We start from the raw sequence: 14,382 nt of genomic DNA, 5'->3' as shown, positions 1-14,382 counted from the left end.
TTACCAACTATAATTTAGGTTAAATGCTTCTCGCTATATACTCAACAAGAGTTATTTTGAGCGTTTGATACGTTTTTTTTGCCGATGTGACCCGTTTTTTACCATCAGAGCTAGATTCACGTACAAATATTAAGTATTTTATTACTCAGCTACTGCGCGTGTGAATATAACGCTCAGTTGCCATAACTCCGAGCTCTCGCATGCTAAGTCGCACAGTGGTATTTGCTGTACCGATACGCATCAAGAGCCAGTGACATGTTGTCACAAGGGCTTAATTGGAAATGATTATGCCTCCCGTGTTTGGAAAGGTGTTCCGTGGCGCAACAATTCGAAGATAGATTCCATCGCAAGTTTTATTACTTGCGCTTGTCGGTTACAGACGTCTGTAACTTTAAATGTACTTACTGCTTGCCAGATGGTTACAAACCGTCAGGGCAAAAAAACTCGTCTTTTTTAAGTGTTCCCGAGATCAAACGCGTTGTTAAAGCGTTTGCAGATTGTGGTACCTCAAAGATCCGCATTACAGGCGGAGAGCCGAGTCTGCGTAAAGACTTTCCTGAAATCATACATACCGTTGCTTCTACTCCAGGCATCGAAAAAGTAGCCACCACAACGAATGGCTACCGCATGGAGAAACAAGTAGGGCAATGGCGTGATGCTGGTTTAACCCATATAAACGTGAGCGTGGATAGTTTAGATTCGCGCATGTTCCATCAGATCACTGGTGAGAATAAGTTTACTGAGGTTATGCGAGGCATTGATAAAGCGTTTGAGGTTGGCTTTGAACAAGTCAAAGTCAACGTCGTATTAATGAAAGACCTCAATAGTCAGGAATTACCAGCCTTCCTTAATTGGATCAAAGACAAACCTATTCAATTACGTTTTATCGAGCTGATGAAAACCGGCGAGATGGACGAGTTGTTCGATAAACATCATGTGTCTGGCGTTGCGATTCGCAACCAGCTTATTGCTAATGGTTGGCTGTTAAAAGTCAAAGCCGTTAACGATGGCCCGGCGCAAGTGTTTGTCCACCCAGACTACAAGGGTGAAATCGGTTTGATCATGCCTTACGAGAAAGACTTTTGTGAGAGTTGTAACCGACTGCGCGTTTCTGCGACCGGTAAACTTCACTTATGTCTGTTTGGCGACCATGGTGTTGAACTGAGAGATCTGATTCAAGAAGATCAACAAGAGCAAGAACTCATTGATCGAATTCAGGCTCAGCTTCAAACCAAGTCCGTTAGCCACTTCTTACACGATGGCAACAGCGGCATGACTCCAAACTTGGCGTCAATCGGCGGTTAACCCGCTACACACTCTAAAGCATTTTATCGCTCAGCTTCTTCAGGCTGGGCGAATCAGTCTAATGAAAAATTTATATAGGTGAACAAATGGGTCACGCAGAAAGCAAATTCCAAGCAGCAAACATCGCAGTACTAACGGTTTCAGATACTCGTACAGAAGAAAACGACACTTCAGGCGGTTACCTAGCAGAGCATGCTAAAGAAGCGGGTCACAACGTGGTTGATAAGCAAATCGTTATTGATGACATGTACAAGATCCGTGCGATCGTATCTAAATGGATCGCTGATGAAAGCGTACAAGCTATCATGATCACGGGTGGTACTGGTTTCACTTCTCGTGACAGCACGCCTGAAGCGCTTAAGCCACTGTTCGACAAAGAAGTAGAAGGCTTTGGTGAGCTATTCCGTCAAGTATCTTACGAAGAGATCGGTACTTCGACAATTCAATCTCGTGCGATTGCGGGTTTTGCTAACCACACGGTTATCTTTGCGATGCCAGGTTCTACAGGCGCTTGCCGCACCGGTTGGACTAAGATCATCAAGCAACAGATGGATGCTAGCCACCGTCCTTGTAACTTCATGCCACACCTTTCTGTATAAGGCGGTTTGAGTATGAGCCAATTTACACACATTAACGCGTCTGGCGAAGCAAACATGGTCGATGTATCGGCTAAAGCGGAAACAGTACGCGAAGCGAGAGCGGAAGCATTCGTTCAAATGTCTGCTGAAACGCTAGAGCTGATTGTTTCTGGTAGCCACCATAAAGGTGATGTTTTCGCAACGGCACGTATCGCAGGTATTCAAGCGGCTAAGAAGACGTGGGATCTGATTCCACTGTGTCACCCTCTGCTATTAACTAAAGTAGAAGTGCAGCTTGAAGCTATCGAGTCTGAAAACAAGGTTCGCATCGAATCTGTTTGTAAACTTGCTGGTAAGACAGGCGTAGAAATGGAAGCGCTAACGGCTGCTTCTGTTGCTGCGTTAACGATTTACGATATGTGTAAAGCTGTTCAGAAAGACATTGTTATCGAGAATGTACGCCTGTTAGAGAAGACGGGTGGTAAATCTGGTCACTTCAAGGTGGAATCATGATTACAGTACTTTTCTTTGCTCAAACTCGTGAACTTGTTGGTGTGGACAGCGTTGAAGTTGATGCACAGTTCAAAACGATTGAAGCGATTCGCAGCCACCTTGTAGAACAAGAAGGCAAATGGGATATCGCTTTGGAAGAGGGCAAGCTTCTGGCTGCGCTTAACCAATCTATCGTGCCTTTGACGACTGAAGTGAAAGACGGTGATGAAGTTGCTTTCTTCCCACCAGTGACTGGAGGCTAAGCATGGATCCAAGAGTATTAGTGACAGCTGAGGACTTCTCGGTAGGCGACGAATACGACTACTTGGCTCAAGGTACAGCTGCCGGAGCGATTGTGACGTTCGTTGGTAAAGTGCGCGACATGAACCTTGGCGACAATGTGATAGGTTTGTCTCTGGAGCACTACCCGGGTATGACAGAGAAATCACTGAGCGAGATCTGTGATCAAGCTGAGGCACGCTGGCCAATCCAAAAGATGCGAGTGATTCACCGCGTGGGTGACCTAGATATCGGTGACCAGATTGTTTACGTTGGTGTCTCCAGTGCGCATCGTGGCGCTGCCTTCGAAGCGTGTGAGTTTGTTATGGACTTTCTGAAAACCAAAGCGCCGTTTTGGAAAAAAGAACGTACCACTGAAACAACTCGCTGGGTTGATTCTCGCGATTCAGATACAAAAGCTGCGGAGCGTTGGGAGAAATAATTCTCGCAATATGATGTTGCTCCAAAAATTCGCTCTGTTGATTGAGACAGTAAAAAGCCGACGTTGAACGTCGGTTTTTTTGTGCGTGCTACAAAGTCATTTATAAATAAATGGTGCATTAATAAATGGTTAGTCATTCAAGTTGCATATAAATTCGGAGCGTGATTTTGTCTGTCTTGGTGCATTGCTAAATCTGTTTTGGTGCAGAGCATTATGCTGTCTTGTATAAAGTGATTATCCTCACAAATAGTGTAGACGGTTTAGGTGATATGTGATGTGCAATTAGATTTCATGTGGCATTAATGTTAATTTGCGCTCAGTGTTCTAGCATAAGATGCTAAAAAAAAGCATCAACACAGACACATCAACACTAAAGGCTGTTTTTTAATTAATCCCTCTATGCAAGTCACTACTGATTTGGGATTTTTTAGATATTTACACTGATACCTTAAGTATTTCGGAGAATTATCCGATTTTTTGCGACTTGTTTGTGGCAAATTACTTCAATGGTTGATAGTGTGTGCCTCAATCTTTGTAAGGTTTTAGATTTTTATGCTTAAATTTTGAGCTAAATAAATCTAAATCACTGCCGTTCAGTGAACCAAGCAAAGAAGTCATGGATGCAATACATAAAACTTGGAGTTTATTAAATGTACAAGAATAAAATCACTCAGGCTCTTCTTCTAGGTGCTGGTTTGGCAGTGGCTGCCACTTCTACTCTTTCTATCGCTGCTGAAGTTCCAGCAGGCACTGAACTAGCAAAAGTTCAGGAACTGGTTCGCGGTAATGGTACTGAAGTAGCAACACTCGACCCTCACAAATCTCAAGGTGTACCAGAATCTCACGTAATTCGTGACCTTCTAGAAGGTTTAGTGAACCAAGATGGCGACGGCAATACTATCCCAGGAGTAGCTGAAAGCTGGGAAACGACAGACAACAAAACATTCACTTTCCACCTACGTAAAGACGCAAAATGGTCTAACGGCGATCCTGTAACGGCAAATGACTTCGTTTACAGCTTCCAACGTGCGGTTGATCCTTTAACTGCTTCTCCATACGCTTGGTACATGGAATATACCAAGATGGCGAATGCGAAAGACATCGTTGCGGGTAAGAAAGACAAGAGTGAACTAGGCGTTAAAGCTTTAGATGACTACACGTTAGAAGTGACTTTAGATACAGCTGTCCCATATTTCGTAATGATGATGGGTCACACAACAGTGAAGCCAGTACATAAAGCAACTGTTGAAAAATTCGGTGACCAGTGGACTAAGCCTGAAAACTTTGTTGGTAATGGTGCATTTGTTCCAAATCAATGGGTAGTTAACGAGCGTCTTGAACTAGTACGCAACGAAAATTATTGGGATAACGAACATACAGTTCTTAACAAAGTAACATTCTTACCAATCGAAAACCAAGTAGCGGAAATGAACCGCTTCCTCTCTGGCGAACTAGATTTCACATACGAAGTTCCTAACGAGCACTTCCGTCGCTTACAGAAAGAATACCCAGAAGATGTAAACATTAAGGGTAACCTGTGTACTTATTACTACCAATTTAATGCACAGAAAGCACCTTTCGACGACGTACGTGTTCGTAAAGCAATGTCTTATGCGATGGATCGTGACATCGTGACGAAAGCGATTCTTGGTCAAGGTCAAAAACCAGCTTACTTCTTGACTCCTGAAATTACTGCTGGTTTTGCCCCGGTAACTCCAGAGTATGGTCAACTTTCTCAAAAAGAGCGTATTGCTGAAGCGAAGCGTCTTCTTGAAGAAGCGGGCTACACGAAGAGCAACCCACTTGAATTTAACCTGCTTTACAACACGTCTGAAAACCACAAGAAGCTTGCTGTAGCAATCGCATCAATGTGGAAGAAAGAGCTTGGTATTAACGCGAAACTCGAAAACCAAGAGTGGAAATCATATCTAGACAGTAAAGATACTGGTAACTTTGACGTTGCTCGTGCAGGTTGGTGTGGTGACTACAATGAAGCATCTTCATTCCTAACATTGATGGTTAGCCAAAATACAACTGCTGGTCAGCACTATAAGAGCGCAGACTATGACAAGATTATCGATAAAGCACTAAGCTCTACTTCAGAAGAAGAGCGTACTAAGCTATATATCGAAGCAGAAAAATTGCTAGCTAAAGACATGCCAATTGCTCCAGTCTACCAGTACGTTACAACACGTCTTGTATCACCTCAGCTAGGTGGTTACCCAGAAGGTAACGCCGAAGATAAGATCTATTCAAAAGATCTTTATATCAAAGCAAAATAACCTCCTATAAAAATAAAATATAACTAACTTAGACCTGTGTGCGAGAAATCGCACGCAGTGTCTATTTAATTTTTAATTGTCACAGACTGAAAAGAGTGAGTTTATGCTTAAATTCATTATGAAAAGGATATTCGAAGCGATTCCAACCATGTTGGTGTTGATCACTATATCTTTCTTTCTCATGCGTTTTGCACCGGGTAACCCGTTTTCGAGCGAACGCCCATTACCGCCAGAAGTTATGGCTAACATCGAAGCTAAATACGGCTTAGATAAACCTGTATTTGAACAGTACACCACGTACTTGACTAACATCGTTCAAGGTGACTTTGGTCCATCATTCAAATATCAAGATTACACCGTAAATGAGCTGATCGCAGTCGCACTTCCAGTATCTGCGAAGGTAGGTTTTATTGCCTTTATCTTTACCCTGATTATGGGAGTATCGGTCGGGACGATTGCCGCCTTGAAGCACAACACCTGGATTGACTACACCATAATGTCGACCGCTATGCTCGGGGTAGTAATGCCATCCTTCGTGTTGGCTCCAGCGCTTATTTACCTGTTCTCTCTGCACTGGAACATATTCCCAGCAGGTGGTTGGCACGGCGGTACTTATATGTACATCGTCCTGCCAGTTATCGCGATGTCTCTTCTTTACGTAGCCACATTTGCTCGTATTACTCGCGGTAGCATGATTGAAACGCTAAACAGTAACTTTATCCGAACTGCTCGTGCAAAAGGCCTAAGTTACCGTTACATCGTTCTAAAACATGCACTGAAGCCAGCACTGCTGCCTGTCGTTTCTTATATGGGACCTGCGTTTGTAGGTATCATTACAGGTTCTGTTGTTGTTGAAACCATCTTCGGCCTACCAGGTATCGGCAAGCTGTTTGTTAACGCCGCGTTTAACCGTGACTACTCGCTAGTAATGGGTGTAACCATCTTGATTGGTTTCCTATTCATCTTGTTCAACGCAATCGTTGATATTTTGCTAGCGCTAATTGACCCGAAAATTCGCTACTAACAGGGACGCATGGTTATGTTGAAGAAAAAAGAAAATTTAGAAGCGATCGAAAAGTTCTCTGAGAGTTTAGAGATTGAAGGTCGCAGTTTGTGGCAGGATGCCCGCATTCGTTTTATGCGAAACAAAGCGGCAATGGTAAGCCTGTTTATTCTTACGCTTATGGTACTGGCGGTTATCTTCTTACCGATGCTTGCTCAGTACACTTATGATGATACTGACTGGTACGCAATGCATGCAGCGCCAAGCGCGGACCACTGGTTTGGTACTGATAGCTTAGGCCGTGATTTGTACGTTCGTACTCTTATCGGTGGTCGTATCTCATTGATGGTTGGTGTGATGGGCGCATTCGTAGCGGTACTGATTGGTACGCTTTACGGTGCAGCTTCAGGTTTCATCGGCGGTCGTACTGACCGAGTGATGATGCGTATCCTAGAGATCTTGTACGCGGTACCATTTATGTTCCTAGTAATCGTCCTGGTAACGTTCTTTGGTCGTAACATCATCCTAATCTTCGTTGCTATTGGTGCGATTGCTTGGCTAGATATGGCGCGTATTGTACGTGGTCAAACGCTGAGCTTGCGTAGTAAAGAGTTCATTGAAGCCGCACACGTATGTGGTGTAAGCAAATGGAAGATCATTACACGTCACATCGTACCGAACGTACTGGGTATCGTAGCGGTTTATTCTACGCTGCTTATTCCAAGCATGATCCTTACAGAATCATTCTTATCTTTCCTTGGTCTTGGTGTTCAAGAGCCTATGACAAGCTGGGGCGCATTGCTTCAAGAAGGTTCGCAAACAATGGAAGTTGCAATCTGGCAATTGACATTCCCTGCGGCATTCATGGTAGTTACGCTGTTCTGCTTTAACTACGTAGGTGATGGTCTGCGCGACGCGCTTGATCCAAAAGACAGATAACGAAATAGCAATTAAAAGCTATAAAAGATTAAGGAAGCAATAATGAGCTTATTAGATGTCAAAGATCTGCGCGTCGAATTTACCACGCAAGATGGTATCGTAACCGCAGTAAACGACTTGAACTTCTCACTTAACCAAGGCGAAACGCTGGGTATTGTTGGTGAGTCGGGTTCAGGTAAATCACAAACGGTATTTGCACTGATGGGGCTGCTGGCTAAAAACGGCATCATCTCAGGCAGTGCAAAGTTTGAAGGCAATGAAATCCTCAACCTGCCTGAAAAAGCGCTGAACAAGGTTCGTGCTGAACAGATCGCAATGATCTTCCAAGATCCAATGACGTCACTGAACCCTTACATGAAAGTAAGTGATCAGTTGATGGAAGTACTGATGCTGCACAAAGGCATGGGTAAAGCAGAGGCGTTTGAAGAATCAGTACGCATGCTTGAAGCGGTTAAAATCCCTGAAGCACGTAAGCGTATCACCATGTACCCACACGAATTTTCTGGCGGTATGCGTCAGCGTGTGATGATCGCAATGGCACTGCTGTGTCGTCCTAAATTACTTATCGCTGATGAACCAACAACGGCACTGGATGTAACCATTCAAGCGCAAATCATGGAATTGCTGAACGAACTTAAAGATGAGTTCAATACGGCAATCATCATGATCACCCATGACTTGGGTGTTGTTGCTGGCTCATGTGACAAAGTACTTGTGATGTACGCGGGTCGTACAATGGAATACGGCACGGTTGATGAAATCTTCTACGAGCCAAGCCACCCATATGCGGAAGGCCTGCTTAAAGCGATTCCTCGTTTGGATACCGAAGGTGAAATTCTACCGACGATTCCAGGTAACCCACCTAACTTACTTCGCCTACCAACAGGTTGTCCTTACCAAGACCGTTGTCACCGTGTAATGGACCGTTGTAAGCAAGAAGCACCGATTTTGCAGCCATTTGCTAAAGACCGTCAGCGTGCTTGTTTTTCAGATTGGGAGACTTGGACAAAATGAGTAAAGAATTACTATTAGATATTAAAGACCTGAAAGTTCACTTTAGCATTGCAGCTAAGTCTGCTTGGCCTTGGGCAAAACCATCAAACCTTAAAGCGGTTGATGGGGTTGATGTTCACCTTTACGAAGGCGAAACGCTTGGTGTAGTAGGTGAGTCTGGTTGTGGTAAGTCGACTTTTGCCCGTGCGATTATCGGCTTGGTTGAAGCGACTGAAGGGCAAGTGATGTGGTTAGGTCAAGACCTAACTAAGATGCAGGAAGTGAAGCGTCGTGAGACTCGTAAAGAGATTCAGATGATCTTCCAAGACCCGCTAGCATCGCTTAACCCACGTATGTCAGTAGGCGATATTATTGCTGAGCCTCTAGAGACTTTCTTCCCTGAACTTTCTAAACAAGAAGTGAAGGACAGAGTTAAAGAGATGATGGCAAAGGTTGGTCTACTACCCAACGTAATCAACCGTTACCCTCATGAATTCTCTGGTGGTCAGTGTCAGCGTATTGGTATTGCACGTGCGCTTATCTTGAAACCTAAGATGATCATCTGTGATGAACCTGTTTCTGCACTGGATGTATCTATCCAAGCTCAAGTAGTTAACCTTCTGAAGGAGCTACAAAAAGAGCTAGGTTTGTCTTTGGTATTCATCGCGCACGATTTGTCGGTTGTTAAACACATCTCTGATCGCGTATTGGTGATGTACCTAGGTAATGCGGTAGAACTTGGCGAATCAGATGCATTGTTCTCTGATCCTAAGCACCCATACACCAAAGCGTTGATGTCTGCAGTTCCAATTCCAGACCCACGCTTAGAGCGCAGCAAAACCATTCAGATGTTGGAAGGTGATCTCCCATCGCCAATCAATCCGCCATCAGGTTGTGTGTTCCGTACTCGTTGCCCACAAGCAACAGAGGCGTGTGCGCAAACTAAGCCAACCATTCAAGGCGATGACGTTCACGCAGTATCTTGCTTGCACGTACAAGTCTAGAGCCTATTTAAAACGGTTCAGCCTGTGACAGGCTTAAGCGCGACTAGTTATTAGAGTCGCGCTTTTTTTGTCTTAGGCTTATTGGTTCGCTCAACAAGCTTCATCAAAATATTCGAACAACTAAGCCAACTTCTTCTAGTTTTGAAAAAGTTGGCTTTTTTTATACTAGAGAAAAGTTTCGATGACAGAGGTTTGGATATGGGTAAGTTAGTTGAAGGTGTTTGGCACGATGTGTGGTACGACACCAAAGAAAGCGGTGGTAAGTTTGTTCGTGAAGATGCGGGCTTTCGTCACTGGATAGAGAACAAACCGGGCGCGCAGTTTGAGCCTGAAAGCGGCCGTTATCACTTATACGTATCGTTAGCTTGCCCTTGGGCGCACCGAACCCTTATCTTCCGCGAGCTGAAAGACCTAACCGATCACATTGACGTGACGGTTGTTTGCCCAGACATGATGAGTGAAGGTTGGCAAATGGGGTTACCTGAACCTCTATTTGGCCATACCCGCATGCACCAAATCTACACCCAAGGCAAACCGGACTATTCAGGTCGAGTCACGGTTCCTGTTTTATGGGATAAGAAAACCAACACCATTGTGAGTAACGAGTCGTCTGAAATCATTCGCATGTTTAACTCAGAGTTTAACGAGCTAACGGGTAACACCGATGATTACTACCCGTGGGAGTTGTCCAAGAAGATTGATGAGTGGAATGATTATATCTACCCAAACATCAACAACGGCGTATACCGAACCGGCTTTGCGACAACACAAGAAGCCTACGAAGAAGCGTATGACGCCTTGTTTGAAGCCTTAGACAAAGTAGATGCGCACCTTAGCGAACATCGCTATTTGGCGGGTAACGAGATTACAGAAGCGGATTGGCGCTTGTTTACCACTCTGGTTCGATTTGATGCGGTTTATGTGGGTCACTTCAAGTGTAACAAGCAACGAATTGCGGATTACAAACATATCCAAGGTTATCTAAAAGAGCTCTATCAAATAGAGGGTATTAAAGAGACTACGGATTTCTACCACATCAAGCGCCACTACTATTACAGCCACACTGGTATCAACCCGACTCAAGTGGTGCCTAAAGGGCCTGATCTGGATTTAGATTCGCCTCACGGACGTGGTTAGAATCATTAATTAATCCGCTTTTCTTCAGGCGTAAAAAAACCCTAGATAAACATCTAGGGTTTTTGCTTTTTACAAAAGAAAAATTAGTTAATTACTTTTTCTTCAGCTTGTGCAGCTTGGTCTGCTTGGATAGCCGTTAGAGCTACTGTGTAAACGATATCGTCTACTAGAGCGCCACGAGACAAGTCATTTACTGGCTTGCGCATACCTTGAAGCATTGGACCGATAGATACTAGATCTGCTGAACGCTGTACAGCTTTGTAAGTCGTGTTACCCGTGTTTAAGTCTGGGAATACGAATACTGTCGCTTTACCTGCAACTGGAGAGTTAGGCGCTTTAGAAGCGGCTACGTTTTCCATGATTGCTGCATCGTACTGTAGAGGACCGTCGATCACTAGATCAGGACGCTTCTCTTGAGCAAGTTTCGTTGCTTCACGTACTTTATCTACGTCTGCACCCTTACCAGATTCACCAGTAGAGTAAGAGATCATAGCAACGCGTGGGTCGATACCGAATGCCGCAGCAGAATCTGCAGATTGGATAGCGATTTCAGCAAGCTGTTCAGCTGTTGGATCTGGGTTGATCGCACAGTCACCGTATACAAGAACTTGATCAGGCAGAAGCATGAAGAAGATTGAAGATACGATAGAAGCATCAGGAGCAGTCTTGATGATCTGGAACGGAGGAACGATTGTGTTCGCCGTTGTGTGAACAGCACCAGAAACTAGGCCATCAACTTCGCCAGCTTCAAGCATCATAGTACCTAGGAATACTGAATCTTCTAGCTTCTCACGAGCAACAACTTCAGTCATACCTTTAGCGCCACGAAGTTCTACTAGACGAGCTACGTAGTTTTCGCGAACTGATGCAGAATCGATGATCTCAACGCCAGCGCCAAGCTCAACACCTTGCTGTGCTGCAACGCGACGGATTTCTTCAGGGTTACCTAGAAGTACACACGTTGCGATACCGCGCTCAGCACAGATAGCCGCAGCTTTAACTGTACGTGGCTCATCACCTTCAGGAAGAACGATGCGCTTAGCCGCTTTACGAGCAAATTCAGTTAGCTGGTAACGGAATGCTGGTGGGCTTAGACGACGGATGCCTTGAGTACCTTCAGATAGAGAATCAATCCAAGGGCCATCAATGTGGCTTGCAACGTGATCGTTAACGAACTCGATACGCTCTTTATCGTCTGCAGGCACTTCTAGGTTGAAGCTCTGTAGGTTTAGAGACGTCTGCCAAGTGTTACCTTGCGCTTTGAAGATCGGTAGACCTGAAGCGAATGCTGGTGCACAAAGGTTAGCAATGCTTTCTGGAATGTCGTAACCGCCAGTAAGCAGGATTGCGCCAATCTCAACACCGTTTTTCGCAGCAAGAGCCGCAGCAACGATAACGTCAGGACGGTCTGCAGAAGTTACTAGCAGTGAACCTGGTTTGAAGTGCTCAATCATGTGAGGTAGAGAACGTGCACAGAAAGTGATGCTCTTAATACGACGAGTTGAGATTTCACCTTCGTTAACGATTTCAGCGTTAAGGTGCTTAGCCATATCAACCGCACGAGTTGCGATTAGGTCGATGCTCCATGGCACGCAGCCAAGAACACGGATAGGGCTAGAATTGAAGATTTGCATTACTTCAAGGTTCGCTTGCTGAGCGCTGTCTGCATCATCAAAGATTTCAGATAGGTCAGGGCGAGTACGGCCAGCTTCATCAACAGGAGCGTTAAGCTTGTTGATGATTACGCCTTTGATGTTTTTGTTCTTAGTACCGCCGAAGTTAGAACATGCTACTTCGATACGCTCTTTAAGCTGCGTAGGGTTGTCAGTACCAGGAGTCGCAACGAATACGATCTCCGCGCCAAGTGTTTTTGCGATTTCCGCGTTCACTTGGTTAGCAAATGGGTGCTTACGAGTAGGTACTAGACCTTCGATTAGCGTTACTTCTGCGTCTTTGTTGATCTTGTTGTATTGCTCAACAACAGACTCAAGAAGCTCGTCCATTTTTTCGCTACCGATCAAAGCTTCAGCTTTAGTCATTGCGATTGGCTCACCAATCTTAATGTCGCTGTTTGCGCTGATGATAGTAGACGTTAGATCTGGTTGGTTACCACCGCTGCGAGGCTGAGCGATTGGCTTGTAGAAAGAAACACTTACGCCCTTACGCTCCATAGCGCGAAGAACACCCATGCTAACACTAGTAAGACCAACACCAGCGCTTGTAGGGATAAGCATAATAGTACGTGACATTGACGAACACCTTTGACTATTGGAAATAAAAAAGCTCAACTGCTATTCCCACCGATATTTAAATTGGGGTAGGAATAGAAGTTGAGCCCCATTTTCTTGATATGAAAAACTGACTAGCTTCGAATGAAGCTAGTCAGGAAAATCAATTAAAGACCTGCTAGTTTCGCAGTGTCTTCAGCAATTACTAGCTCTTCGTTAGTAGAGATAACCATTGCAGGGATACGGCTGTTAGCTGTAGTGATAGTACCTTCGCCGCCGAAACGAGCTTTAAGGTTAGCTTCACCGTCAACTTCGATACCGAAGATGCCTAGGCGGTTAAGAACCATTTCACGGATTGGGCCTGAGTTCTCGCCGATGCCGCCAGTGAAAGTGATTGCGTCTAGACGACCTTCTAGAGTTGCAGTGTAACCAGCTACGTACTTAGCTAGACGGTGACAGAACACGTCCATTGCACGAGTTGCTTCTTCTTTCTCACCGTAGTTGTCTTCAACGAAACGACAGTCAGAAGTCACTTCAGTTAGACCAGCAAGACCAGACTCTTTAGTTAGCATGTTGTTGATTTCTTCAACAGAGTAACCAAGTGCGTCGTGTAGGTGGAAGATGATTGCAGGGTCTAGGTCACCACAACGAGTACCCATTACAAGACCTTCAAGAGGAGTAAGACCCATAGAAGTGTCTACAGATTTACCGTTCTTGATTGCACATACAGAAGCGCCGTTACCTAGGTGACAGTTGATGATGTTAACTTCTTCAACTGGCTTGTTTAGTAGGCCTGCAACTTCACGAGTGATGAATAGGTGAGAAGTACCGTGCATGCCGTAACGACGGATGCCGTGCTCTTTGTACAGGTTGTACGGTAGAGCGTATAGGTAAGACTCAGAAGGCATTGTTTGGTGGAACGCAGTGTCAAAAACAGCAACGTTTTGTAGACCAGGGAAGTTCTGTTGAGCCGCTTCGATACCGATAAGGTGAGCAGGGTTGTGAAGAGGTGCGAAAGTCGCAGCGTCTTGAATACCCTTAAGAACTTCATCAGTGATAAGTGCAGAAGAAGTGAACTGCTCGCCACCGTGTACGATACGGTGACCGATAGCGCCAAGGTTAGCTTTAAGCTCAGGCTTAGAAGCAAGAATAGTTTCTACCATGAAAGATAGTGCTTCTACGTGAGCTGCGCCCGCGCCTAGTTGTGCTTCATGCTTGCCATCAAGTTTCCACTTCATACGAGCTTCTGGAAGACCTAGACACTCAGCAAGACCAGTTAGGTGCTCTGCACCTGTTTCTGCATCAACAACAGCGAATTTAAGAGAAGAACTACCACAGTTTAAAACTAAAACTAGCTTAGACATTAATGACTACCTGTTTATTTTTCTGATCGAAATCAGTTAAGGATGAAAATTAATCTCAAGAATAGTCGAAGCACATAGGCTTGCGTACTAACCTTGGTCAAAAAAACGTTAATTTCCGTATAAAGTGAAAGCGCTCTTTATCAAAAAGAGGCTTGTGCATTCCTTGCAGAAGTCTTCTCAAAGTTGCTTAAATTGTAAATAAGGGCAACAATGAGATTGAGGTCTGCAAATAATAGCGATATTGTGCAAATATAACAAAAAAATTTGAAAGAATATTATTTTTCGTCAAATTTTTGTGTTTTTAGTTGATGATTTCAACTTTTTTTTAATGGGAGA

13 protein-coding genes and 1 riboswitch are annotated in these 14,382 nt (G+C 44.5%); of the genes, 11 read left to right on the top strand and 2 right to left on the bottom strand.

Translation table 11 applies throughout. The features are described 5' to 3' along the window. The first annotated feature begins 174 nt into the window (after positions 1–174). A riboswitch (molybdenum cofactor riboswitch) is annotated at positions 175–327 on the top strand. The 11 genes from moaA (at position 316) to AB4138_RS04335 (ending at position 10,454) form a co-directional block, all read left to right on the top strand. Next, positions 316–1,305 (top strand): GTP 3',8-cyclase MoaA, encoded by a 990-nt coding sequence (gene moaA, locus AB4138_RS04385; RefSeq protein ID WP_009848642.1) that lies wholly within the window; start codon positions 316–318, stop codon positions 1,303–1,305. (Overlaps the previous riboswitch by 12 nt.) Before the next feature lie 86 nt (positions 1,306–1,391). Beyond that, complete coding sequence (gene moaB, locus AB4138_RS04380) at positions 1,392–1,904, top strand: molybdenum cofactor biosynthesis protein B (RefSeq protein WP_004734027.1); 513 nt, start codon at positions 1,392–1,394, stop codon at positions 1,902–1,904. Positions 1,905–1,916: 12 nt separating this feature from the next. Continuing rightward, positions 1,917–2,396: a cyclic pyranopterin monophosphate synthase MoaC gene (moaC, locus tag AB4138_RS04375; protein ID WP_004734026.1), complete on the top strand. Its 480-nt coding sequence runs from the start codon at positions 1,917–1,919 to the stop codon at positions 2,394–2,396. Next, positions 2,393–2,638, top strand: coding sequence for a molybdopterin synthase sulfur carrier subunit (gene moaD / locus AB4138_RS04370; protein ID WP_055319720.1), 246 nt, complete (start codon positions 2,393–2,395; stop codon positions 2,636–2,638). The genes moaC and moaD overlap by 4 nt, the downstream gene beginning before the upstream one ends. A 2-nt stretch (positions 2,639–2,640) precedes the next feature. Further along, positions 2,641–3,096 carry a molybdopterin synthase catalytic subunit MoaE gene (gene moaE, locus AB4138_RS04365; RefSeq protein WP_017062176.1) on the top strand — a complete coding sequence of 152 codons (456 nt, stop codon included), beginning with the start codon at positions 2,641–2,643 and terminating at the stop codon, positions 3,094–3,096. A 650-nt stretch (positions 3,097–3,746) separates the two neighbouring features. Next, entirely contained in the window at positions 3,747–5,378 is a 1,632-nt protein-coding gene (locus AB4138_RS04360) for an ABC transporter substrate-binding protein (protein ID WP_372305106.1), read from the top strand. A 103-nt stretch (positions 5,379–5,481) separates the two neighbouring features. Further along, positions 5,482–6,402 (top strand): oligopeptide ABC transporter permease OppB, encoded by a 921-nt coding sequence (gene oppB / locus AB4138_RS04355; protein WP_017067676.1) that lies wholly within the window; start codon positions 5,482–5,484, stop codon positions 6,400–6,402. Positions 6,403–6,417: 15 nt separating this feature from the next. Then, the gene (gene oppC / locus AB4138_RS04350; protein WP_019823598.1) at positions 6,418–7,320 is read left to right on the top strand and encodes an oligopeptide ABC transporter permease OppC; all 903 of its coding nucleotides are present in this window, start codon (positions 6,418–6,420) and stop codon (positions 7,318–7,320) included. Positions 7,321–7,362: 42 nt separating this feature from the next. Continuing rightward, entirely contained in the window at positions 7,363–8,334 is a 972-nt protein-coding gene (locus tag AB4138_RS04345) for an ABC transporter ATP-binding protein (protein WP_012603544.1), read from the top strand. Continuing rightward, a complete protein-coding gene (gene oppF, locus AB4138_RS04340; protein ID WP_017062172.1) occupies positions 8,331–9,317 on the top strand; it encodes a murein tripeptide/oligopeptide ABC transporter ATP binding protein OppF in 987 nt (328 codons plus the stop codon). Before AB4138_RS04345 ends, oppF begins: the two co-directional genes overlap by 4 nt. 198 nt (positions 9,318–9,515) lie before the next feature. Continuing rightward, positions 9,516–10,454: a glutathione S-transferase family protein gene (locus AB4138_RS04335; RefSeq protein WP_372084081.1), complete on the top strand. Its 939-nt coding sequence runs from the start codon at positions 9,516–9,518 to the stop codon at positions 10,452–10,454. Positions 10,455–10,537: 83 nt separating this feature from the next. Here AB4138_RS04335 and pta read toward each other — a convergent pair whose 3' ends face one another. Further along, positions 10,538–12,703, bottom strand: coding sequence for a phosphate acetyltransferase (pta, locus tag AB4138_RS04330; RefSeq protein ID WP_017069189.1), 2,166 nt, complete (start codon positions 12,701–12,703; stop codon positions 10,538–10,540). A 146-nt stretch (positions 12,704–12,849) separates the two neighbouring features. Beyond that, the gene (locus tag AB4138_RS04325) at positions 12,850–14,046 is read right to left on the bottom strand and encodes an acetate kinase (RefSeq protein WP_017062169.1); all 1,197 of its coding nucleotides are present in this window, start codon (positions 14,044–14,046) and stop codon (positions 12,850–12,852) included. Positions 14,047–14,382 lie beyond the last annotated feature (336 nt).

This window comes from Vibrio sp. 10N.286.52.C3, from assembly GCF_041468865.1.
Classification (GTDB): Bacteria; Pseudomonadota; Gammaproteobacteria; order Enterobacterales; family Vibrionaceae; genus Vibrio; species Vibrio crassostreae_C.
This window is presented reverse-complemented; position numbering and strand designations above follow the sequence as displayed.